Annotated in this window: 13 protein-coding genes and 2 CRISPR repeat arrays; of the genes, 11 read left to right on the forward strand and 2 right to left on the reverse strand. The window is 64.7% G+C overall.

Going from position 1 to position 25,365, the window contains the following annotated elements; genetic code table 11:
• The 11 genes from ACFYO1_RS03075 to cas2e all read left to right on the forward strand — a co-directional run bounded on the left by ACFYO1_RS03075 (nt 1) and on the right by cas2e (nt 16,937).
• Complete coding sequence (locus ACFYO1_RS03075) at nt 1–609, forward strand: hypothetical protein (protein WP_387226606.1); 609 nt, start codon at nt 1–3, stop codon at nt 607–609.
• Nucleotides 610–5,997, forward strand: a complete 5,388-nt coding sequence (locus ACFYO1_RS03080; RefSeq protein WP_387226608.1) for a putative T7SS-secreted protein — start codon at nt 610–612, stop codon at nt 5,995–5,997. It begins immediately after the preceding gene.
• A gap of 3 nt (nt 5,998–6,000) precedes the next feature.
• A complete protein-coding gene (locus ACFYO1_RS03085) occupies nt 6,001–6,273 on the forward strand; it encodes a DUF6881 domain-containing protein (RefSeq protein WP_387226610.1) in 273 nt (90 codons plus the stop codon).
• Between the two features lie 168 nt (nt 6,274–6,441).
• Nucleotides 6,442–7,019: a CRISPR direct-repeat array (repeat unit 28 nt; unit sequence GTGCTCCCCGCGCACGCGGGGATGATCC).
• 296 nt (nt 7,020–7,315) lie between these two features.
• Nucleotides 7,316–10,135: a CRISPR-associated helicase Cas3' gene (cas3, locus tag ACFYO1_RS03090; RefSeq protein ID WP_387226612.1), complete on the forward strand. Its 2,820-nt coding sequence runs from the start codon at nt 7,316–7,318 to the stop codon at nt 10,133–10,135.
• A 588-nt stretch (nt 10,136–10,723) separates the two neighbouring features.
• A complete protein-coding gene (casA, locus tag ACFYO1_RS03095; RefSeq protein WP_387226613.1) occupies nt 10,724–12,385 on the forward strand; it encodes a type I-E CRISPR-associated protein Cse1/CasA in 1,662 nt (553 codons plus the stop codon).
• The gene (gene casB, locus ACFYO1_RS03100; protein WP_387226615.1) at nt 12,382–13,035 is read left to right on the forward strand and encodes a type I-E CRISPR-associated protein Cse2/CasB; all 654 of its coding nucleotides are present in this window, start codon (nt 12,382–12,384) and stop codon (nt 13,033–13,035) included. The genes casA and casB overlap by 4 nt, the downstream gene beginning before the upstream one ends.
• A 22-nt stretch (nt 13,036–13,057) precedes the next feature.
• Nucleotides 13,058–14,179: a type I-E CRISPR-associated protein Cas7/Cse4/CasC gene (gene cas7e / locus ACFYO1_RS03105; protein WP_387226617.1), complete on the forward strand. Its 1,122-nt coding sequence runs from the start codon at nt 13,058–13,060 to the stop codon at nt 14,177–14,179.
• Nucleotides 14,176–14,901, forward strand: coding sequence for a type I-E CRISPR-associated protein Cas5/CasD (gene cas5e, locus ACFYO1_RS03110; protein ID WP_387226619.1), 726 nt, complete (start codon nt 14,176–14,178; stop codon nt 14,899–14,901). Before cas7e ends, cas5e begins: the two co-directional genes overlap by 4 nt.
• Before the next feature lie 4 nt (nt 14,902–14,905).
• Nucleotides 14,906–15,595, forward strand: a complete 690-nt coding sequence (cas6e, locus tag ACFYO1_RS03115; RefSeq protein ID WP_387226620.1) for a type I-E CRISPR-associated protein Cas6/Cse3/CasE — start codon at nt 14,906–14,908, stop codon at nt 15,593–15,595.
• Nucleotides 15,592–16,542, forward strand: coding sequence for a type I-E CRISPR-associated endonuclease Cas1e (cas1e, locus tag ACFYO1_RS03120; protein ID WP_387226622.1), 951 nt, complete (start codon nt 15,592–15,594; stop codon nt 16,540–16,542). Before cas6e ends, cas1e begins: the two co-directional genes overlap by 4 nt.
• The gene (gene cas2e / locus ACFYO1_RS03125) at nt 16,539–16,937 is read left to right on the forward strand and encodes a type I-E CRISPR-associated endoribonuclease Cas2e (RefSeq protein ID WP_387226624.1); all 399 of its coding nucleotides are present in this window, start codon (nt 16,539–16,541) and stop codon (nt 16,935–16,937) included. The genes cas1e and cas2e overlap by 4 nt, the downstream gene beginning before the upstream one ends.
• Before the next feature lie 87 nt (nt 16,938–17,024).
• Nucleotides 17,025–17,664: direct repeats of the CRISPR family, unit length 28 nt; unit sequence GTGCTCCCCGCGCACGCGGGGATGACCC.
• Between the two features lie 394 nt (nt 17,665–18,058).
• Here cas2e and ACFYO1_RS03130 read toward each other — a convergent pair.
• Together ACFYO1_RS03130 and mobF are read right to left on the reverse strand one after the other, a co-directional pair.
• Nucleotides 18,059–18,985: a hypothetical protein gene (locus ACFYO1_RS03130; RefSeq protein ID WP_387226627.1), complete on the reverse strand. Its 927-nt coding sequence runs from the start codon at nt 18,983–18,985 to the stop codon at nt 18,059–18,061.
• A 350-nt stretch (nt 18,986–19,335) separates the two neighbouring features.
• Nucleotides 19,336–25,314, reverse strand: a complete 5,979-nt coding sequence (gene mobF, locus ACFYO1_RS03135) for a MobF family relaxase (RefSeq protein ID WP_387226629.1) — start codon at nt 25,312–25,314, stop codon at nt 19,336–19,338.
• Nucleotides 25,315–25,365: the final 51 nt, after the last annotated feature.

Below are 25,365 nucleotides of genomic sequence, written 5' to 3' on the forward strand. Positions count from 1 at the left end.
GTGGGGGACAAGCTCGAAGTCGACTCGCAAGTTCTGGTCAAGGCCGCCGAAGGCATCAACGGAATCATCGGGGAGTTGTCGGACCTCGGTGTGAAGGAGACCGCGGCGACCGGTCGTGGATTCTCGCTGCTGGCGTTGTCGCCGTTGGAGGCTGGCCGGCAGAACGTGCAGCAGGCGATGGAGCGGTTCACCGAACGCTGGTCGTGGGGTGTGCGGTATCTGGTGCAGGCGGGCAACGAGATCGCCAAGGTTTTGGGCTTGGCGGCAGGGCGGTATCACATGATGGACCAGACGGCCTCGGACACGATGAAGCAGATGTGGACGCACCTGGGCGGCAATCCTCACCTGTCGAAAGACGAGATCACGTCGCGTACGTGGCAGGACACGGTGGCCGACAACGGTCTCAACCACGTCCGAAACAGTGACTACAGTGGCGATTCCTTCGATCAAGCGTTCGCGAAGATCGGCACAAACGCGCAGGTGATTCAGGCAGTCGGTCCACAAGCCTTGGCAAATTTGGGCAGCTACGGCACCGGTGAGCAGCTCAGCTGGAACAGCGGTGCCGCACAGCAAGCCGCGGAGATCATGAAACCGGGGGGAGACAAGTAGGTGGGCATCGGATTCGACAAGTTCCTCAACAGTGTCGGCGATGCGGTCGAGGGGGTGGTCGAGTCCGGCATCCAAGCGGCTGGCCAAGCCGCCGATGCCGGCCTGGACGCGCTCGCCTCCGGCGCGCGCATGGTTGGTGCCGACGGAGCGGCGGAGTCGCTCGATGATCTCGGTGATCGGATCGCGAGCGCTACCGGTGGCCCGGTCGACGAACACGAATTGGGGGAGACCCGCGATCCGAAACAACTGGTCCGCGGTGAACCCTCGGCCATCCACGACGCTGCTGAAGCGCTGCGGAAGATGGGCACCAGTATCGACTCCACCGGCACCGCACTGCGGACCATCGATACGGCGAACTGGACCGGCTCGGCTGCCGACGCTTTCAACGCGGTGTTCGACAAGCAGCCCAAGCTATGGTGGGACGGCGCCGATGCGATGAGCAATGCTGCTGGTGCACTGGACAACTGGTACAGCGAAGTCGTTTCCGCGCAAGGCAAAGCCGCAGACGCGATCGCCAAGTGGGATGAAGCCGACACCGAGGAACGTGCGAAGAAGAACGAATGGAATGCGCTGTCGGACAAGGACAAATCGGGGCGTACCCTGGCCGACACCTGGACGCCGATCCGCGACGCGGCCCGCGACATCCTGCGCGGCGCACGGGCACAACGCGATGGGGCGGCGGCGACCGCGACCAGCAAGCTGCTCGAGGCGGCCTCGACCGCACCGACCGAACCGCCGTTCACCGAACGCTGGTCGGACAACCTGAGCGACCTCGCCGACGTCTATCAATTCGGCAAGGAGAGTTTCGAGTCCGGGGTGCTGACGAGCCTGACCTCGATGGTGCAGTTCGCCCGAGCAGTGAACCCGACCGACACCTACAACATGACCCATCCGGCCGAGTACTTGTCGAGCATGTCGAGCCTGGGTACCGGGCTGGTGGTCGCCGCCGCCGACCCCGGCGCGGTGGTGTCCTCGGTGGTGTCGGATGCTCGACGAAACCCGTTCGAGTTCGCCGGCAGCCTGACCGGCGACGCGCTCCTGACCGCGGCGACCGGAGGTGCCGGTAGCGCGAAAACCGCGGCCACGGCAGTCAACAAGATCGAAGATGCCGTACGGATCACCGACCGCGCCACCAGCCTCGGCACCCACACCCCCACACCAACGCCAAAGACAGTGCCGCACGAGGTGCCCAAACCCACCCATGAGGCGCCCGCACCGAGCACCCAACCCGCGACACACAACGCGCCCGAATCCCAACCAGCCAGCCACACAACGGAATCCAGCGACACCGGTCCCCACCCCGACAGTACGAACCACCCGCCGGACAATCCGCAACGACCCGACACCGATGCCACGCCGCCCCGAACCGACGACCCAGCCCCTGCCGCGCACCCAGCCGATCCCGACACCGCGCCAGCACCTCGACCCGACGATTCCTCAGCACCGGCGCACCCCGACAGCGACCCGGCACCTCAGCGCCACGACACCGAACCATCGGCACACCCCGACTCCGATCGAACACCACCAGCACACACCGAGCCGGAACCGACCCACGCTGACCCCGACACCAAACCTTCAGCGCCACACCATGAATCGCCCGACACCACCGACCACAGCGGCGACACACACCCGGGTAACCACGACCAGCCAAGTCCCCACCACGATCCGGACCCCTCCGCTGATCCAAGCCCGCAGCAGCGCGCCGATGCCGACCACGACGCCTACGACCACGCCCGCGAACCCGGTCACGAATCCGACCGGACACCAGAGCAGAAAACCTGCACCGACGACCCGGTCGACATCGCGACCGGGGAGTTCCTGCTGCCGGAAACCGACATCGACCTACCAGGAATCCTCTCGCTGGTACTGCGACGCACCCACCGCTCGAACTATCGTTTCGGCCGCTGGTTCGGGCCGTGCTGGTCCTCGACACTGGACATGCGGGTCGTCGCCGAACACCAGGGCGTGACCTTCCTCGGCGAGGACGGCATCATGCTCGCCTACCCCCACGCCGCGCCGGGCGTGCCCGTCGAACCGGTCACCGGCGGACAACGATGGACGCTGACCCGAACCGAGGCCGGCGGCTACCGCATCCACGACCAACACCGAGAACTACTCTGGCACTTCGCACCCGAACCAGACCTCAATGGCATCGAATCCCGCCTCGGCAACTACGCCATCTCCGCGATCACCGACCGCCACCTCAACCGCATCCGCTTCCACTACAACACCGACTCCGAACCCATCGCGATCTCCCACTCGGGCGGCTACCACCTGCGCATCGACACCACCGCAGGACGCATCACCGCGCTCGCCCTCCTCGACACCGCCAACCCGGGTGAAACAGCGACGCCGATAAAGGAATTCGGCTACGACGCAGGCCTGCTCGTTGCCGTCACCTCGGGTGCGGGTGCCACGATGTGCTACACCTACGACGACGAATACCGCATGATCTCCTGGACCGACACCAACGGCAACCAGATGGTCAACACCTACGACGAAGCCGGCCACGTGATCTTCCAACGCGGCACCGGGGAAGTGCTCAATACCGACTTCGAATATCACGAATTCGCCGACGGCGCAGGACGGCTCACCACCATCACCAACTCCCTCGGCGCGATCACCAGCCACGGATTCGACCGCGAACTACAACTGCGCGACCTCATAGACCCCACCGGCGCACGCACCCACATCGACTACAACGCCGACCGCAAACCCCTCCACGTGACCGCCTCCGACGGCGGAAAAACCAGCTACCGCTACACCGCCGACGGCGACATCGCCGAACTCGAACGCCCCGACGGACGCACCATCGCACTCGAGTACATGTGGCGCAACCGGCCCACCACCATCACCCGCCCCGACGGCACCGTATGGCGACAAGAATACGACCGGCAAGCCAACCTCGTCGCCGCCATCGACGCAACCGGAAACCGGACCGAATACACCTACCACCCCAACGGTGCCCTCGCCACGATCACCCAGCCCGGCGGCGCGCGCACCACCATCGACGTCAACCCCGCAGGGCTACCGACCGCGGTGACCGACCCCTACGGCGGCCTCACCCACATCGAGCGCGACCCTGCCGGTCGACCCACCCGCGTCCGCAATCCCCTCGGCCAGACCACCCACTACCACTGGTCGCCACAGGGCAGACTGCTCGCCCGCACCGACCCGGACGGCCACACCGAGTCATGGACCTACGACGGCGACGCCAACATCCTCACCCACACCAACCGAGCCGGTGCCACCACCCGATTCACCTACGGCGCCTTCGACCTGCTCGCAACCCGCACCGACCCCGACGGTTCGCTCACGCGCTACACCTGGGACACCGAACGCCGACTCCGCACCGTCACCAACCCACTCGGTCACACCTGGACCTACACCTACGACACCACCGGGCGCATAGTCGAAGAAACCGACTACAACCGCGCCACAACCAGATACACCTACGACAGCGCCGGCCGCCGCACCACGATCACCGCCGCGACGAGCGAAACCCGCCACCAGAGCTACGACCAACTCGGCCGGCTCACCGAAATCGGCTCCGACTCCGGCGACTGGGTCCGATACACCCACGACCCCGCAGGACGAATCCTCACCGCAATCACCGGCAACAGTGAAAACGTCACCCACACACTGGAATTCACCTACACGCCTACCGGCGCACTGGCTTCCCAGAAACTCGACGACCAACCGGCGACGCGCCACGAATACGACCCACACGGCCGCCGAACCCGCAGAACCAGCCCCACCGGCACCACCACGACATGGACACACGATTTCACCGGACGCGTGCACCAACTCACCGCCGACGACCACGCCCTCACCTTCGCCTACGACCCACTAGGACGACTCGCAGGCTGGAACGTCGGGGAACTCGCTGTCACCCAGAACTTCTCCGGCGGGAGCCGCGTCACCGAACAGACCGTGACCGGGTTTCCCCGCACATCTTTGGATCTCGAAGCAACGTCTCGGCCCCAGCCTCGCCGGCTACGCCATGACGAATACACCTACCGCCCAGACGGATACCTCACCAGCCACAGTCTCGCCCACGCCGAGCGCGAACGGCGCCACGACGACTACACCCTCGACCCCATCGGCCGAGTCACCACCATCGCCCACGACCACGCGCTCGCCGAGCATTACACCTACGACGCACTCAGCAACATCACCAACACCCGACCGAGCAGCACAAACGCCACCGAAACCCCACCGGGTACCGTCCTCGGGGGCACCCCCGGCGATATCCCGCACCCCGACCGCCGCACCAGCGCGCGCGAGTACCGCGGCAACCTGCTCATCCGTGACGGTCGCACCCGTTACCACTACGACGAGTCCGGCCGACTGATCCGCAAGACCACCACGAGGCTGTCCCGCAAGCCGGATATCTGGCACTACCGCTATAACAGCTTCGACCAACTCACCGACGTCTGGACCCCCGACCATCAATGGTGGCACTACACCTACGACGCCCTCGGACGGCGAACCACCAAACAACACCGCGACCCCGACGGCGCCGTTCTGGAGCGCACTGAATACACCTGGGACGGCACCCAACTCATCGAACAGACCACCAGCGAAGCCACCACACGCTGGCAATACCAACCGAACACCCACACCCCGATCACCCAAACCACCGACCAAGACACCGTCGACCGCGAGTTCTACGCCATCGTCACCGACCTCGTCGGCACACCGACCGAACTCATCGACCCCGACACCGCCCACAGCGCCGCCACCGCCACAACCGACCTCTGGGGCAACACCGCCTGGACCGGCGACGCCGCCACACCCCTGCGATATCCAGGCCAGATCCACGACCCGGAAACCGGACTGCACTACAACCTGCACCGCACCTACGACCCCACCACCGGCCGCTACCTCACCACCGACCCACTCGGCCTCACCGCCTCGGCCAACCCCAGCACCTACCCACACAACCCCACCACGTGGTCAGACCCTCTCGGGCTCATCCCGAACGAATGCTCGACCACCCAAGCCGGCGACCCGTCGAGCCCATCCCCAGCACACACACCCGCGGACCCCACACCGAACTCGCTGTATCACTACACCAACGAGCAAGGCCACGACGCGATCCTCGACAGCCAAGAGCTACGGCCCTCACTACGCGAGCACAACCCCAAAGACGCCCGATACGGAGACGGGCAATACCTCACCGACATCGAACCCGGAACCCGAACACCAGCACAGCTATCGGCCGCCTTCCTCCGCGTACCCTGGGCCGGGGCCAAGTTCTCCCATTTCCTCGAAATCGACGTCACCGGACTCACCGTCGTCCAAGGCAGACCCGGCGTCTTCGTCGTCCCCAACACAGAGCCCCTCGACCTCGCCGGTCGAATCGTCCGATCAGGAAGGAACTGACCGATGAGGTACGTGAAAGTCACCTGGCACCACGACTTCGACAACGAACCGGTCACCTACTTCCACGAAGTCGGCGACGACAACTACGAGACCCGACGCGTCCAAACCTACCGCGACGGACACCGGGAATGGGCAGACGAAAACCATGAAACAGCCACCGCCGGCCTCGCCGAGATACCGATCGCCGCGGTCGATGAGATCGCAAGCCAACCCGAGTTCGAGGCTGAAGAGATAACCCAGGACGAATTCGAGCGAGAGTGGTCGAGCGCTCGCTGATCGAAGCCGAGCAAGTGGTGGCTTATCGATGCGAAGCAGATGTGAGGTCTAGCCACTAATCTGGCGCGAGTGGGTCGGCAACCGCGGCAGGCGCAGGGGTGAAACTCCGGGCCGACGAAATCGATTGAAAAACCGCCAGCTGTCATGAGAACGGGCTGGTCAAGAAGTGTGCTCCCCGCGCACGCGGGGATGATCCGGACTGCTGCATGCGCCCGACGATGGGGATGTTGTGCTCCCCGCGCACGCGGGGATGATCCGACCCTCGTCGTCACCCTGAACGATGAGCAGGCGTGCTCCCCGCGCACGCGGGGATGATCCGGGGAAATCGGCGTTTTTGCGCTACCTCGCGATGTGCTCCCCGCGCACGCGGGGATGATCCGCATTTCAGACCGTGGTATCGAACGTGACAGACGTGCTCCCCGCGCACGCGGGGATGATCCCTCCTCGAGCAGCACCGCGGCGATCTTCGGGGAGTGCTCCCCGCGCACGCAGGGATGATCCGGCGATGAACGCGCTTGTCGCCGAGCAGAAGAAGTGCTCCCCGCGCACGCGGGGATGATCCGCCAGTTCGACCGCGACGGCGCGCTTGTCGCATGTGCTCCCCGCGCACGCGGGGATGATTCGTACTGGAGCACAGCGCAAGCCGCCTCACGCCCGTGCTCCCCGCGCACGCGGGGATGATCCGGCAAGACCGGCTTCTGCTGACCGGCGCGGAAGGTGCTTCCCGCGCACGCGGGGATGACCTGCTTGTCGAGTCGGCTTGCCCGGCCACGTGATGTGCGCCCTTGTGCGTGGATGACCTGACCATTGGCAGATATGTGCGGATGTGATCTTCGAACCGAAGTACCGGTCGGGCTGGTCATATTGGTCTTCAGTTGTGAATTGCTGGAAGTGCGCCTCGCGGGCCTTATGTCGAGAGTAGCGTTGCTGGAAGTTGTTGAGCTTCGGGGCATTCCGGAGGCGGCGGGAACTTGTCGGTGGGGGATGCGAGAGTGTTGTGAGCTCCCGCGTTTTGGGGTGATTCATTCGATAGGGGTCGATCTTGGTATTGAGCGAGGCTGCTCGTTCGGTGTGGGCGAAGTCGCCGAATGATGCTGGTGAATGGTTGCCGTTGTGGCAGCACATGGATGATTCCGCTGACATCGCGGGGTATCTGTTCGACCGGTGGCTGGTACCGAGCGTGGTCGAGCTGCTAGCGGAGGAATTGGGAGGCGACCGCGGCGCGGCGCGGTGCGCGGTGCGGTTCCTGGCGGGAGTTCATGATCTTGGAAAGGCCACGCCAGCCTTCGCGATTCAGCATGAAGGGCTTGCTCAGCGGATGCGTGAGCGCGGCTTGTACATGCCTCTCGTGCGGCGTGAAATGGTTGATCGGCAACTGGCGCACCACACGGTTGCGGGCCATCATCTGCTGATTCGCTGGTTGGTGGATCAGGGTTGGTCTCGGCGGTGGGCGGTCGCGTGGGGAGTGGTGCTCGGTGGCCATCATGGCGCGCCACCGGATGAGGACGATTATCTGCTGCCGGACAGCTATCCGCACCTGTTCGGCGAGGGGGTGTGGGTTCAGGTGCAGCGAGAGTTGTTGTGTCGCATGGCAGAACGTGCAGGGGTGCTGGATTACCTCGACGGTTGGGGTCAGCTGAGGTTGTCGGTGAGGTTCCAGGTGTTGGTGACCGGGATCGTGATCGTGTCGGATTGGATTGCCAGTAACGAGGATCTGCTGGGCTTCCTTACTGGGGATTTGCCAGAGGATGTGGATGACCCGCAGCGGTCGGGTCGGGCGTTGGCGGCGTTGGCTCTGCCGATGCCATGGACTCCCTCTGTGATACCGGATGAGGTGTCAGAGTTCTTCGCGACGCGGTTCTCGTTGCCGCCGGGTGCGGCGGTGCGACCGGTACAGGCCGAGGCGTGTGACGTGGCGCGGGCGATGAGCGAACCGGGGTTGCTGATCATCGAGGCGCCGATGGGGGAGGGCAAGACCGAGGCGGCCCTTGCCGCCGCGGAAATCATGGCTCAGCGTTGGGGCGCAGGGGGATTGATGGTAGCGCTACCGACGCAGGCCACCAGTGACGCGATGTTCGATCGTGTTGTCGGTTGGCTGGACCGTTTGGGTGCCGACGACCATCAGGTCGGCGGATCGATCACTCTTGGCCATGGCAAGGCCCGGCTGAACCGGCTGTTCCAAGGTCTGGTCCAGGCAGGGAAGGGCGGCCGAGCCGAAATCGACTGCGACCACGGTCTGGGAAGCAAAACGGTTGCCCGCCATGCGGTTACAGCACACTCGTGGTTGTCAGGGCGAAAGAAGGCCCAGCTGGCGAACTTCTCGGTCGGGACGATCGATCAGTTGCTGTTCGCGGCGTTGAAGTCCCGGCATCTGATGCTGCGTCATCTCGGATTGGCCGGCAAGGTCGTCGTGCTCGATGAGGTGCATGCCTATGACGCTTATATGAATTCCTACCTCACGAAAGTGCTGACTTGGCTTGGCGCGTATCGGGTTCCAGTGATCGCGCTGTCGGCGACGTTGCCCGCAGAACGTCGGCAAGAGCTGATGCGGGCGTACCAGCGCGGTGTCGATCGTAATGTTGTGCCTTCGGTGAGTGATGTTGTGGGCTACCCGATTTTGTCGTGGACGACGCGAGAGTCGGTGCAGCACCGCCGCGTCGAGCCTTCGGGCCGACGCAACTCGGTGCAGGTGAGCTCTCTTGGCGGGAGGGTCGACGACGATGTGGATGCGTTGGTCGCACTGCTGAAGGAGAAGTTGTCTGGTGGTGGGTGTGTCCTGGTCATCCGGAACACCGTCCGCCGTGTGCTGGCCACTGCCGCCGCATTGGAGCATCACTTCCCCGGTGAAGTGACGGTGGTGCATGCGCGGTTCATCGCTGCGGATCGGATGCGTAAGGACGCAGAGCTTCTCGATCGTTTCGGATCACCTGATCGAGCCCAGCACAGGCCTGACCGGCATATCGTCGTCGCCTCCCAGGTGGTGGAACAGTCCCTCGACATCGACTTCGACCTGCTGGTCACTGATCTGGCACCTATCGACCTGATCTTGCAGCGAATGGGCCGGTTGCACCGTCACCAGCGCGGGGCACACCAGGCCGAGCGGCCACCGCGACTCCGTAGCGCCCAGGCCTACATCGCGGGTGTGGACTTCACCGTGAGCCCGCCCGAGCTGGAACCCTCCGCGGCACGGTACGTCTACGGCGAGTACCCACTGCTCCGCGCAGCCGCAGTCTTGTTGCCGCACCTCGGCCAGACGATCAGCCTGCCCGACGACATCGCACCACTCGTGCAGCACGCCTACGGAACCCAGCCAGCCGGGCCGGAGTCATGGCAGGACGCCATGAGCACCGCCCGACAGCGCTGGCGCGATCGTTGTGCAACCCGTGCTGCGAATGCGGAGACATTTCAGCTCAAAGACCCTGCGCGACCGGGAAACTCCCTCGTCGGCTGGATTGCCGCCGATATCGGCGAAACCGAGGACGATGCGCAAGGACAAGGCCAAGTCCGCGACGGCGCACCCAACCTCGAAGTGGTCGTGATTCAGCAAGACGCCGACGGTGACTGGTTCATCCCGTCGTGGCTGTCCGAGGACCACAGCCACGTTCGGGTGCCGCAGGGATTGACACCATCGGATCACCTGGCGCAGGTCATCGCCACCTGCTCGCTACGTCTGCCGCTCGAATTCAGCACCGAACAGGCGGAACGCGAACTGTGGGCCGCGACCCCAGAAGAATGGGAATTCTCGCCCCTCATCTATCGTCTGCCGGCCTTGGTGCTCGACCAGGACGGTTTCGGAGAGATCGCCGACCGAACTGTGCGCTACGCACGAGATTCGGGTTTGGAGTTCTCCGACCGATTGTAGCGAGGGTCAAATGCGTTGGTGCCCCTTGTGTCTCCAACTTGACCCGAGTACTGTCCTCTGGTGTTATCCGCGTCACTGGTTCCCGAGGTATGCCGGGATGATCCAGGGCAACAACGCATTTGGGCGTCGGGTGACAACTGTTCCCCGTGCCACACGGGGTCGGCACGCTGGTACTAACGGCGAGCCAGAAGAAGGGCGGCCCGCCGACTACAGAGTGGTCGGCTCCCGCTGGAACGGGAGCCGACCTTCTTCCCATGCAACGTCAAGTAGCGAGAGGGAAGACAAGATGAGTTTACCGATTCCTGCTCTCAGTCAGCCGTCAGAGGGGGCGAGAAGATTGCTGACAGTGCGAACGCTGCTGATCTGCGCGCTGTCGGAGATGGTTGGGCTGGGGGCTGGCCTAGCTGCCGGATTCCGAACTTGGGCAATGCTGCCGGCGACCGCGACCGGTACTGGCGTGACTCTGGGCATAGTCGGTTTCGGAGTTGCCTCGAAGCTAGCCGCCACCTTCGCGTCCATCAGCGTTCTGGATCGTTTGGTCGATTAGATGAGGTCCTGCTCGGAACCCGATTTGGAAGTGGAACTCCAATGAGTAGATACGACGAAACTGACTTCAACTTGCTGGACGAGCCGTGGATCGTCGTGCTGGGTCGCGACGGTCGTGAGCGGGAGCTATCTATCCTCGAATTAGTTGAGCAGGCAGAGGATTTGACGACGATCGGTGGGGAGGTGCCGACCCAGGGGTTCGCGATAACGCGGTTGCTGCTGGCGATAATGCATCGGGCTCTTGAGGGGCCGACGGATGCGGACCAATGGGCAGAGCTGTGGGATGACAAGGGTGGGTTGGCGCTGGATCGCGTTCGGGCCTATGTCGATCCGCTGCGTAATCGGTTCGACTTGTTCGATGATGAGGCGCCGTTCTTTCAGGTCGCGAGTCTGCAGACCGAGAAGGGGGAGGTGTCGGGGCTGGAGAAGATCGTTGCGGATGTGCCGAACGGGCAGCCTTTCTTCACTACGCGGTCCGCCGTGAGTCTTCGACGGATCGAGGCGTCGGAGGCGGCGCGCTGGTTGGTGCACGCGCATGCCTTCGACCCGTCGGGTATCAAGTCCGGCGCGGTCGGCGACGACACCGTCAAGAACGGTAAGGGGTACCCGATCGGTACCGGCTGGTCGGGGCAGATCGGGGGAGTGCTTCCCCAAGGCAAGGACCTCCGGGAAACGTTGTTGCTGAATCTTGTTGCCTACGAAGACAACCCGTACGTCAATATCGGTGGAGCTCGCGATATCCCTCCGTGGGAGCGCGATCCTGATTCGCCGGCGTGGAAGGAACGTCCGCCGAATGGGGCGATCGATCTGTATACGTGGCAGACGCGCCGAATCCGATTGGTGGGCGATCGATCCGGGGTTACGGGGGTTGTGCTGGCCAACGGTGATCGGATCGTGCCGCAGAACCGGCAGAACATGGATCCGCACACTTGCTGGCGTTACAGCGAACCGCAGTCGAAGAAACACAAGACCGTCGTCTATATGCCGTTGACCCATGATCCGCAGCGTTTGGTCTGGCGCGGCATCGGCGCGATGCTGCCGACTGTTTCCGGTCGCGGCACGAGCCGTGGTGGTGATCCGCAGCCGCGACTCGCGCCGGGGATTCTTCAGTGGATCGGAGACTTAGGCTCCAAAGGCCTTTTGCCGGAACGGTATACGCCTCGCGTGCGGATAGTGGGAGCCGAATATGGTGCGCAGAGCGCCACGTTCGCCGAGATCGTCGAGGACCTGCTGCCGTTGCCGGTGATCTTGCTCCGCCAGGACAAGCCTGCTGTCGGGCAGATGGCCACGAATGCTGTCGACGATGCCGAGCATGCTGCATTCGCGGTGTGGAGTTTTGCGGAGAACATCGCCCAAGCCGCAGGAGCCGCACCCAAGTCGGGCGCGGGTGAGCGGGCACGGGAGCGGCTCTATGCGGCCCTGGATGGCTGCTATCGGCAGTGGTTGGCTGCACTGACTCCCAGCACCGACTTGAATGATGCGCGGGCGCAATGGCAGCGAATTGTCCGTGATACGACCTACCCCGTTGTCATGGAACTGATTACGGCTGCCCCGCCCGCTGCATGGGTTGGGCGAGAGGTCCGCGGGCAGCTGCTCAATGTCTCCCGGGCCGAATTGTGGCTCCGCTCGGCATTACGAAAAGTATTACCTCTCAACGATATCCGGCCTGACGATTCGACACCAGAGGAGATGGTGCTGGCGTGACCGCGCTCGAGAACGCCCCGCAATCGACTGCGAAACCTATTCGTCGACGCCTAGGTCCCTTGGGTGCGGCCCTGGACTGGCGGCTGAACAGGTTGCAGGAGGATTACTTACGCGGATCTCCGCTCGCTCGAGCGGAGCTGGCCAAGCTTCGCCGAGGCTTGGGTAAGTCGGCGGGCAGTGTTCCCGAGATCTGGGACTCGACTATCGCCGCGGTGCCGGCCTCGCTCCACGGTGCAGACGGCGTCGATGATCTGGAACCCAGTTTTGCCGAGCAGGCCGCGCACTCGGCCTTGACATTGTTTGCCGCGCACCAGCAGTCGATGCCTGTGCGTGCCCATGCTCCGGGAGTGTCCTTCGGTCGGGCGGTAGGAATACTCGCACAATCAGAGGGCCGAAGCGCCGAAGCGGTCACTCGCCGATTCATGGCTGTTGCCACCGCCCAATCGATCGACGAGGTGCTGGCACACCTCCGCGGGCTGGTGACGCAATTGCGTACCGCCAAACAAGGATTCGACTACGCGCGGCTCGCCGACGACATCACCGGGCTGCTCACGCCGGCACGTGCACAACACGTGCGGCTCGCGTGGGGGCGCGAGTTCTATCGCACCCCACAACCGAGTGAGTCCGACCCCGAATCTGCTGAACAGTGACGATCGAAAGGCGCCCGAGCTGATGAACCGAACCCTGATCGACCTGCACATCCTGCAAACCGTGCCACCGAGCAACCTCAACCGCGACGACACCGGCAGCCCGAAAACCGCCATCTACGGCGGCGTACGCCGCGCACGAGTTTCGAGCCAAGCCTGGAAACGCGCTACCCGCGTCGCCTTCGGAGACCACCTCGACCAGTCCGAACTCGGTGTACGAACCCGACGCGTCGTCGAGCTCCTCGGCGCCGAAATCACGTCCCGTGCAACCGATCTGGAACCACGTGCGCTTGAGTTGGCATCTGCGGTGATGGCTGAGATCGGAATCAAGGTCAAGCCGCCGAAAAAGGATGCCACCGACGAAGCCGGATACCTGGTGTTCTTCAGCAAACATCAAATCACCGCGCTGGCCCACGCCGCTGTCGCCGCAGCCGCCACCGACGATGTCACTAAAGCGTTGCGGGAAGCCAAGGTCAAAGACTTGGCAGATCGTGACCACTCGGTCGATATCGCCCTGTTCGGCCGCATGGTCGCCGATCAAGCCGATCTCAACGTCGACGCCGCGGTCCAAGTCGCGCACGCCATCAGCGTTCATCCGGTCGAGACCGAATTCGACTACTTCACCGCCGTCGATGACCACATCGGTGATGACGAGACCGGTGCCGCGATGATCGGCACGGTCGAGTTCAACTCCTCGACCCTGTACCGATATGCCACGGTCGACGTCAATCGCCTCTACGACAACCTCGGAGACCGTGAAGCGACCCGGCGTGCGGTGACCGCATTCGTGACATCGTTTGTGCGCTCCATGCCGACCGGCAAACAAAACACCTTCGCCAACCGGACCCTGCCCGAAGCCGTCGTCGTACTGGTCCGCGACTCTCAACCGATCAATCTGGTCGGAGCCTTCGAACACCCGATCCGCGAGTCCAACACCGGCGGGCGAGTCAAGCGAGCTGCCGATGCACTGCGTGACGAGGCACGAGAGATCCAACGCGCCTATAACGAAACCCCCGCCACCGGCTGGGTAACGCGGCTCGGGTCCGACACCGGGGCCCTGGACGACCTCGGTGACAACGTCAGCTTCACCGATCTGGTGGACCAGCTCGCAGCACTGGTTGAGGCAAGGCTGGGAGATCAGCAGTGAGCGTCGTCGCGCTGCGGCTGGCCGGAGCCCTGCAATCCTGGGGCGCCAGCAGCAAATTCGTGCGACGCGACACCGAGACCGCACCCACCAAGAGCGGCGTCCTCGGACTCGTCGCCGCGGCCAAAGGATTGCGGCGCACCGACCCTCTCGAATCGTTGCTGGGCTTACGATTCGGTGTCCGTCTCGACCAACCCGGGCAACTTCTGCGCGACTTCCATACCGCGCAGAAGCCCAAACGCGAACGTGACGGATCCACAAGCTGGACCTCGCTGCCGCTGTCGTATCGGTACTACATCTCCGATGCTGCTTACCTCGCTGTGCTCGAGGGCGAGCGTGACCTCGTCACCGCCATCGACGCCGCGCTGCGCAGCCCCGAGTTCCCGCTCTACCTCGGACGCCGATCGTGCCCACCCGCCGGCCCGATCGCGCTCGGAGTCTTCGACACAGACCTCGACACCACGCTGACCACCCAGCCGTGGCTGGCCAGCACCCGAGTCCAGAAACGCACCCGCGACACTCTTGTCACCTTGGCAACGGTCCGCGACGCGGCCGAAGGCGAGCTCACCGGGGAAGCAATCCATGACACCCCAGTCAGTTTCGACCCGAACCACCGCCAATACGAATGGCGCAACATCGTGCGTGGCACCGTGAAAATCCCAAACCCGCACGGCACCACCGCACCGGCCACCGGCCACGACGCCATGTCGGTCCTGGAGGCATAACGCGATGTTCCTGACCAGAATGCAGATCAACCCACGCCGCCGCGGCGCGCGGCTACTGCTGTTGTCCCCCCAAGCCCTGCATGCCGCCGTGTGCAGTGGATTCGCCGACACCACGCCCAGCGACGAAGGCAGAATCCTATGGCGCCTGGACAACTACGGACCCCACCGAGTGATCCTGTACGTTGCCAGCCCCGACAAACCCGACTTCACCCACATCATCGAACAAGCAGGCTGGCCCACCACCGAAACATGGGACACCAAACCATATGACCGCCTACTCGACCGACTGACCCTCGGCCAGCAATGGCAATTCCGACTCACCGCCAACCCCGTACACTCCGCCCGCCGAGAAGGCTGGACCGACACCAAACCACTCGCCCACGTCACCATCCGCCAGCAAGAACAATGGCTACTCGACCGCACCCCACGACTCGGATTCCAGATCCTGCCCCGCAACGCAGACAACGCGACAGAGAGCGAAGTCGAACTCGCCATCACCGACCGCGGAGTGCGGCGATTCACCCGAGGCGCGGGACGCATCACCATCTCCACCGCAACCTTCGAAGGCATGCTCGAAGTCACCGACGTTGCCGCACTGAAGAATTCACTCACCTTCGGTATCGGGCGAGCCAAATCCTATGGATGCGGGCTAATGACCCTCGCCTATCCGGCCGAACCCGGTAGTCCGCAATGAACACCATCGGCCGCCGCACGTCGGAGTCCAAGGAATTGGTGCGGATCTCAGACCGGATCTCGTTTCTGTACCTGGACAAATGCGTAGTCAACCGGGACAGCAACGCGATAACGGCCACCGACGAACGTGGCACCACCCACATCCCCGCCGCATCAGTCGGTGTGTTGCTGCTAGGTCCTGGAACAACCATTACCCACCAAGCGATTTCGCTGATGTCCGATAGCGGATCGACAGTGGTGTGGGTGGGTGAGCGCGGTGTGCGGTACTACGCGCACGGCGTAGCTCTGTCCCGAAGCTCGCGACTGCTCGAGGCCCAAGCACAGGCAGTGACGAACACTCATGCACGCCTGCGGGTCGCACGCGCGATGTATGCGATGCGCTTTCCCGGCGAAGATGTATCCAGTCTGCTGATGCAGCAGCTACGAGGACGAGAAGGTGCCCGAGTACGCGCGGTCTATCGTCAGCATGCTGAGCGGACAGGAGTCGAATGGACCCGCCGCAACTACGACAAAGAGGATTGGGATGCTGGCGAGCCGATCAATCGGGCATTATCGGCGGCGAACTCGGCCCTGTACGGCATCGTTCACTCGGTCATCGTCGCCCTCGGATGTTCCCCTGCCCTCGGGTTTGTCCACACCGGCCACCACCGCTCCTTCGTCTACGACATCGCAGACCTGTACAAAGCCGAGCTGACTATCCCGATCGCCTTCGATATCGCCGCAGAAGAACCCGAAGACCTCAGCGCAGTGACCCGCCGACGAGTACGCGATGCGGTGTACAGCGGAAAACTTCTCGAACGATCTGCGCGAGACATTCAAAAGCTCTTGCGTGACGATAGCGGTCTTGAGGCAACGGATTTCGAAGACTTTGACTTCGACGTGATCTCACTATGGGACGACCGAGACGCCCCAGTGGCCGGCGGGGTGGGATACGGAGACGACTTTTGACGATCGTCGTTCTTACCGCCGTGCCGCCAGGTTTGCGTGGACACCTCACTCGCTGGCTACTCGAAATCAGTCCCGGGGTATTCGTCGGGAACATCTCTCTGCGAGTCCGAGAACTCATGTGGCAGCGCATCATCGAGTTCGTCGCCGACGGGCGGGCGATCATGGTGTGCAGCGCACGCAATGAACAACGCCTTGCATTCAAAGTGCACGGACACGACTGGACCCCCGTGGACCACGACGGCCTGACACTCATGCGGCGCACGACCGTCCCGGACTACATACCCGCTAACCAAGCGCCATCAGCGGCCAAAAACCGCTCGACAAACCAAGCCGAACAACAATCCGAGACGGTATGGCGGCGCCGCGCAGCTCGACGCAAGTTCAAACCCAAGTAACGAACTCGGGAGCCGGCACCTCGTGTGCGACGAAGCAAACCGAATCAAAAACGTGCGCAGCCGTTAGAAAAGGCCAGGTCAACAAGTGTGCTCCCCGCGCACGCGGGGATGACCCTCCTCGGCTTTGGTGGCGTCGCCGAATTCGATCGTGCTCCCCGCGCACGCGGGGATGACCCGGGTGGCTCCATGTGGTGGAGGTACTGGCTGGCGTGCTCCCCGCGCACGCGGGGATGACCCGGCAATCAGCGTGGCCTGCACACCTGCGCGATGGGTGCTCCCCGCGCACGCGGGGATGACCCGGCGTGACGCAGAGCGTTCCGCATCACCAGATCGTGCTCCCCGCGCACGCGGGGATGACCCGCCCCAAGTTCACAATTCCGTCGACCACTTTCGAGTGCTCCCCGCGCACGCGGGGATGACCCCGAGATGAAACGAGGCGCTACGCGCCCCGGCATGTGCTCCCCGCGCACGCGGGGATGACCCTCAGGCGGGGGAGTCGAAAGAAAGATGTTGGTCGTGCTCCCCGCGCACGCGGGGATGACCCGCGGCCCGCGAACTCCAGCAGCTGCTCATCGGCGTGCTCCCCGCGAACGCGGGAATGACCCGGACTCGCTGTACTGGGCCGATGACGTTGCGCCGTGCTCCCCGCGCACGCGAGGATTATCCGGACAACATCCGCCCGTTGAAGGTGCTGCGGATGTGCTTCCCGCGCACGCGGGGAGGATCCGACTGCACAGGTCGCGTGGTTTGATGAGTTCGGTCTTGAAACCGTGGCCGCGCGCTTTGCAGTTTTACCCGGCCCCATGCTGGGCTTGTACGCGAGGGGCAGCAGGGAGGAGCCTGACGGCTCCAGCTGTGTTGCTTTAGCGGCCGTAGCTCCGCAGCGCCTTATCGTGCTCCGTGTCTGGCCGCAGAGTCAGGCTGGACGGGCCGATCACGACGACCTCAAGCGAGGAGATCGGCGAGGCAAGCAAGCACAGCGCGTGCGTCTCGCCGCCGACAGTCATCGGGGTGGAACAGTGCTACTGCCGTTGCTAAGCCCATGTAGACCACAATGAGAATCGAGGCGAGCGGAACGCTCATCCCGACGGCCAGAGCCACCGCGGAAGACCATGCCGGCATCAGGAGTCCCTTCTACGCTGGCTCTTCCGACCGCCCGCAGCAGGGCAGATCCCGCCGTATTGAAGCATTAGCGACGACTCACCCAACCGGATGCGCCAAGCATCGGCTTGCTTCACAGCAGAGGCTCCGGGCAGTCCGACAGTGGAGGAGGTAAAGCAGCTGATCAGATCCTCGGGATACGGATAGCCGTTCCACTTCAGTTTCCAGCTGTCGCCATAGCCCCAAAGCTGCGCGAATCGCTCGAACGAAGGAGCCAGACCTGGACGCTTGGGGCGGCCGATCGGGTCGCCCCACCACATGCCGGTCGCCCACTGCCGTTCCGGATCTCGGACATCGAGGTAGCTCACCAAGGCTGCCAGAAGGGCTTCGATTTCAAACGTCATCGCGGGTACGCCCTCCAGGGCCTCGCGCTCGACGTCGGCCAGCGGCAAATCTGGCCCAGGAAAGTGGTCCAGTGTCTCTGGGTCCCTCGCGCAGTTGGCTATGGCCTCGAAGTTTGAGCTGGCGGCGACGATGACCCGAGCCCCGGTGGGAAGATGCAGTAAATGAAAGCTCTCTCCATAGGTGCGACCGAACGCCTTACCGACCGCTTCCAGCCTCAACCCAGGCACGCCGGATCGGAGAGAACTTGGGCTTCCGAGCACGCGGCCGACGACGTTCTCGGCGGCACCGGGCACGATAAAGACCAGGCGGTCAAAACGGGGCGACACGACCATCGAGTAGCAGAGAAAGGTGCTTGCGTTGTAGACGCTGACCATCGGCTGCGGCCGGCCGGCGCTATCAAAGTTCAAGAGGCTCAACGCAAACAGGGCTCTGAATCGGCGTTGTTGCGGTGTGCAATCGGTGAGTCCAGCGGTACCGAGCTTAATCCCGGCCCTACTGATCCCGGCCCCGGCGGCCATACAGTCCTCGCGGGTGTAGGCCATACGGATGTCGCGAAGGTGTCGACGCGTTGTGGAGGGCATGCGTGATCCAATCTGCGGCCCGGTCCGCACGGTCACACACCTTGTTTAGGTACGACACTTTGCGCAGTTGCGATGCGGGTGCCCCACACCCCTCGCCGTGCATCACAGCAACCGGGACCCCGGAGCAACACACCACGACCCTCGCCAGGCCGCGTCGACGTGATCGACGTCAGCCACGGTACCAGAATGCGGTGCACCCTTCGCCGGTCGATAAGGCTCGCCATCTTGAAACACAGGCGCCGCGTTCGGCCGTGTCAGCCTTGGCGGCCCACCGGTCGATCGCTGCCTAAGTCCTAGATCAGTCGTGCATACTAGAGACCTGCGCCGTCCTCAGGCTGGGGTGGACGCGGTGAGCTGATGACATCGAGCGCATTGTCTTCTTGGGTAGTGGATTGCTGAGGTTGTTCGTCGGATTGGCTAGCGTTGGTGCGGCGCAGTTGTTCGGTGCGGAGTCGGGTGATTTGGCGGCGGTAGTCATCGGACTGGTCTTGGCGATCGGTGTTTGAATCGCGAGCTGGTACGGGGCGATGCTCAGTGTGTTCTGGAGGTGTGCTGGCCAGGATTTGGTCCCAGTGGTCGGGAGTGCCGGCGTGGAGGGTGGCCTCTCGTTGTGCGGCGCGTGCGGTAGTGCGCGCGGATTCTCGCGCTTGGAGGGCGTTTTGCTGCTGGGTCAGTAGGGTGTCGATGTGGGCCTGTAGCTCGTGGCGTGCGCTTCGGCGGTATCCAGGGATCGTGTCCAGACGTGCACGGGCAGAATCGATTTCGGTGTTGATGACGTGCAGATCACGCACAGTTTGGTGGTGGGTGTTCTCGGCAGCGCGGGCGGTTCGGATCGCTTCCTGGGCGGTGTGGTGGCGGCGAAGCGTGTCCGCGGATTCGGTGTCCTGGCCTTGCGATTGGGGAGCGGGGCCGTAGAGGGCGGCGTCGTCATCGATGACAGATATCCGGAGTTCGAGGTCGTCGATCTGTTGCTGAATCCGGGTGTCGCTGTACGAAGCGAAGGGGTTCTGTTCGGTCGGGTCGGAGAGAATGGGGTGTTGAGCGGGGCCGGGCGGAAGGTGGGTTTCGGCCCAGGAGCTGATGGCGAGGCGTTCGGCGAGGGTGCGGGCGGCGTGCCAGTCGCGGCGCAGCAGCGCGCGCAGGGTGTCGGGTGGGTGGGTGGCGGCGAGGTGGTGGCAGCGGGTGCGGATGTGGTCTTTGGGGTGGTGGTCGGGGATCGGGGCCGCGTTGTTGTCGCGGCATTCTCCGCAGAGGCCGTCGTCGCTTCGGCGTGGCGGTTTGGGGATGGTGTCGTTGACGGCGCGCCCGATCCCGCAGGTCACACACGGTAGCGCTCGGGTGTTGCGGGTGGCGAACCGGTCGTAGTCCGGTTCGTCTTCGGGATATGCGGGTTGGTGGGGGAGCAGATCTCGATGTTCCTTGGCGACGTAGTAGTGATGGACGACGCCGCGGGGGATGGGCCATTGCTGCTGGTCCTCACCGTGGCCGGGGTCGTCGTCGACGTCGCCATAGGTGTCGAGGTAGTCCTGGTGCTGGTGTGCGGCAACGACTTCGGCGTCCGAGGCGAGGGGACGGGTCCGGGTCGAGTCGATGTGGTTGTCATGGTCTTGGGCGGGGACGTTGCGCTGGTCGCGCTCGGGGCGGTGTGTGGGGTGCAGCACCGTTGGCCGATACGTGTGAGGGTCTTGGGCGGGGGTGCAGGCGTTGATGAGATCGCGGTGTTCGGGATATCGGCTTGCCGCCCACTGCAAGCGGGCGACGGCGTTGACGAACGGATACCGGTACAGCGTGGTGGCGACGCGTTCGACGATGCCGCGTTGCTCGTCGGTCAGAGTGCGGGTGAGCGCATCGAAGGCGTGCCGGGCCGCCGTCGTGTCCCCGGATCCGAGCAGGACCGCGACGACGGCAATCTGATCCGACATCACCGAGGGCGCCTCGGCGGCCGGCGACGGTGTGGACGGCTGGGCGGGCGGGGGTTCGGTGGTGTGGTCGTGGGGTGCTGTGGATGGTGTGGGGTCGGGTGGGTCGTGGTGTGGGTTCATGGTCGAGTCCGCGATGTTGGTGGGTTGGGGGTCGGTGGTGTCGTGGTGGAGGGCGTCGATGCGCCAGGCGAGGGCGAGGGCGAGTTGGTCGGGGCGTAGTGCGGGTGCGTCGTCGGGTTGGGCACTGAGGATGAGTTCGTAGGCGGTGGCGAGCAGGTCGTGGGGTGTCCAGTCGTGGCCGAGGGCGCGGTCGATCGCGGCGACGAGGCGAGGCCACGCGGGGTCGGCGATGACGTGTTCGGCGGTGATTTCGCCGAGGACGGTGTGCAGGTCGGGGATCCAGTCCGGGCGCAGGGTGTCACCGGTGGGGGTGTCGAGGGCGGAGGGTTCGAGGTCCAGGCGTGCCCACAGCGCGGCGGCGGGCATCTCATCGGGTAGCGGCCGGGTGGGTGCGGCGTCGGCGAGGTGGGTGGCGATGTCGATGCCGGCGCGGGCGGCGACGTCGATTTTGTCGGCGATGATCGGCCACCACGGGTCGGCGGTGATGCGCGCGTCGATGTGTTCGAGGACCGGTGCCCATTTGTTGGCGGGGTTGTGCTGATCGCCCAGAGCAATGTCCACCCGGGTGTCGAGGAGTTTCTGGTGTTCGCGTTCGAGGACGCTGTAGCGGGGGCGTCCGGTCGGGCGCATGTCGCGGTCCTCGACGTCGAGCGAGGCGCGCCAGACCGCGAGGTCTTCGACCAACTTGGGATCCACGCCGAGCAGCGGTCGCGCCCACCGCGGCGCGGTCGCGGGTGTCCAGGTGCGGGCGTCGGTGCGGATCTGCTGGGCGAGGTCGGTGACGATCTGCGCGCGAGCACCGAGCTGGATGGCGTCGTGATCGCGGCGAAGTCCGTCGGGTATTCCGGCGGCCCACGGCAACGGTCCGGGGCCGGCGGAATGCTTGCCGGTGGAATCCAGGCGCCAGTCCAGCACGGCGGCAACGTCCGCGGCGGTGACGAGTTCGCGTTCGTTGGCGGCCTCGCGCAGCGCGGTGATCGGGTCGCGACCCGACAGCGCGATGGTGGCCAGGTGCTGGCGCAGGACCGGGTAGGCGGGGCAGTCGGTGAGGTTTGCAACGATCGTGTCGGCGGCGGCGTCGAGGCGTTCGAGAGCCTCAGCGCCGAGGGCGTTTTCGGCGGCCAGACCGATCGCGTCGAGGTAGATATCGAGTGCGCGCGCGAGGCGTTGATACGGATCCAGGGCGTCGCGCCGCATGGTGTGCGCCGATTTCTGGATGCCGTCGCGGCCGAGAACGCGGCACAGGATCTCCACCGCGGTGCGCGGATAGACCGCGGGTTCGGACCAGAACGAGCCTTCCGAACCGTCCAACGCGGTCGGCACGTAGACGTGATTGGCATAGATTCCGCGGGTGAGCGCGACGTAGAGCTGTGGCAGCGACTCGGCGCCGGTGAGCGCGACATGACAGGTGTCGGCGGTGATTCCCTGCGCGGAATCGATCGTTGTCGCGTACCCGAGGCGCACATGTTCGCCGACATAGTCCGCCGGAAGCCACACACTCTCGCCGGGTTCGGCACCGGATCGTTGATGGATCGCGGTGAGACTTCCGTCCTCGTGCACGGCGGTGACGGTCCAGGCGTAGCCGTTGCGCACCCAATCGCGGGCACCCACACGGAGGCGTGGATTGTTGCGGCGCGTGCGGATCGTGTCCCCGACCGAGGCCAGATTGTTGTCGATCAGCAGCACGCACGCACCGGGCTCGGTGCCGCTGCGGGCGAGGCGTTCGGCGCGCGCTCGTGCGTTGAGTTCGCTGACCACGGTGTGGTTGGCGGCGAGCATGATGGTGTCGCGGCCGGCGAGATGATCGGCGCTCCAGGCGGTGAACGCGTCATCGTGGGTGGCGCCGTGGTGGCCGGCGTGGACGCGGCCGTTGTCCAGATACCAGCCCAGCGCGGTCGGATCGCCCTCGCGCAGCTGCAAACTCGCCGTGGCTTCGGCGGTCGAGTGGAAACGGACGACGTGGGTCAGGGTGAGCGCGGGTTCGGGGGCGGCGGCCTCCATGTCGGCGTCGACACCGCCGGCTTCGATCGCCGAGAGCTGGCGCGGGTCGCCGAGGCAGCGGATCGTGGCGCCGCGACCGGCCAGAAACTCGAGCAGGCGGAGACGTTTACGGTTGCCGATTTTGACGTGCTCGTCCACGATCACCAACGTCTCGGCGTCGATATCGAGGATCCATTGCGGCAACGGCGGCGGAAATTCGCGATCGAGCGCGGCGTTGTCGAGCCCGGGTGTGTGGTTGGCCAGGACGTCGAGGACCTTGTCGACGGTCTCGACGCGTACGTGGATCGACTCACCGAGCACCGCGGCGGCGGCCGCGGTCGGGGCGAGTCCGAGGACGTGGCGGCCGCCGCGCTGCCAGGCATCGGCCAGCACCGCCATCGCGGTGGTCTTGCCCGACCCGGCGGGCGCATTGGTCGTGCGGACCCGCAACGGTGACCGGGCGAACCCCTCGATCACGCTGATCTGCCCGGTATTGAGCGCGCGCTCAGGGTTGGCCGTGTTGTAGTCGCGCACCGCAGCCGCGACGATGTCGGGCGGAAGCTGGCGTGCGCCGGGCTGGCTTGCCATCTCGATCAGCCGCGCCTCGACCCTCAACGTTTCGGCGCAGGTGTAGCGCTGCGATAGTGCCGAGCAGTAGACGCTGGCGCCGTCGCGCCGCCGCAACCCGGTCGGGACCGTGCGCAGTTCGGGGTGATCGGTCAGGTCCGGATCGTCCAGGGCGACGGCGAGCGCGGGGGAAATGGTCTCGGCCAAGACCGCTTCGGCGACGCGTTCCCAGTCCTCGCCGGTGACCTGTCCGCGGAGTTGGCGTTCGATTTCCGCGCGCAGATTCGCCGCCTGCCAGGTCGCGCGATGCTCGGACACAACCTCGACCACCCGCTGCGCGGTGTAGGTGATCCACTGGTCGGTGATCCTCGGACGGGGAATCCGGATCGGATTCAACGCCGCGCTCACCATGCGCGCCACCGCGTCCCGGCCACCGAGCAGCTGCCCGGCTTCGGCCCGCCACGTGCGGCGTTGCTCGGCGAGCGAGCGCAACAGGTGTTTGGCCGGGCGGGTTTGCAGCGTGGCGGTCTCGGCCAGGTCGAACATTTCCTTCGGCGTCGGCTCACGCCCGTGACGGGTCTGGAACTGCGCGGCCAGCTGTCCGAGCCGGGTGGTGATCGCGGTATCGCGCCGCGACCACGCGCTGATCAGCTCCGCGGGGATACCGACGATCTCGCGGATCGGCCGCTTGGCCGGGTCCTGGCCGGCACGTTCGGCGAACTCCACCCCGACCATCCGTTCGAGATGATGCTCAAGGCGAGTGTTGTAGATCTCCGAAACCGTCACCAACGCCGCGTAGATCGTCGCGCCGTCGAGGGTGCGCCACTGGCCATCGAGCGTGCGCACCCGATTGGCCATCACCGCGTGAGTGTGCAGGTCCGGATCCCCCGCGCGACTATCCCGATGCGTGAAAACCGCCGCGACCACGCCCTCGACATCGACCTGCCGGACACCGTTACGGCCGAGCCTGGTGAAGATCCCGTTGTGCTCCAACCACCTCAACGCATCCTCGACCGCGGCGTGGTGGGCGGCCTCGATCTTCTCCGACACCGCACGCGGCGCCACCGCCCACAGCACTGATACCGACTTCACCGGCGAGAAAGTGATGTCGAAACCCGCGACCGCGGTGGTGTTCGGACGCGAGTTCCGCGCCACCCACCCCGACAATTCCCGCGCATCAACGGGCGGCCGACCGTACTTCTCGACGAACATTTCGAACGCGACATGCGTCCGAATCCGCGCGCGATCCGACTCGGAAATAGCGTCATCCGGGTGACATCCGTGCGCCTTATTGTGCTCGGCGAACGCACGCGCACACTGTTTCCTGTACTCGGAAACATCGGCATAAACCCGGAAAGGGCTACCTAAACGACTCGCCTGCCGAGCCGCGCGGACGGCATCTTTGTGCTTGGCACCGAGGCGGATCTGCTCGCCATAGACACGGTCCTCGATCGCGTCGGCGTTCGGATGAAGGCCCAGCCCGAACAGGGATTTCATCTGATCTTCGGTGACCTCGTCGCCCGTGTCGAGCCCTAACGCCGCCAAACCGGAGCCGTGCCAGCGCCCCGGAGCCTCCCCGTGCGCGGAGTAATAGTCAGCGAGGCTGGAACGGCCACGAGAGGAGACATCGTTCGCGGCGACATTGCGGAGATAATATTGATACCCATTGCCTGCCACGACTTTATGAATGGTCGCGGTCATACCTCCAGCAAGCGCCTGCTATTCGAATTAGTCCAGGCGTCGGACCCATCT

The organism is Nocardia sp. NPDC006044 (assembly GCF_042871115.1).
Taxonomy (GTDB): Bacteria; Actinomycetota; Actinomycetes; order Mycobacteriales; family Mycobacteriaceae; genus Nocardia.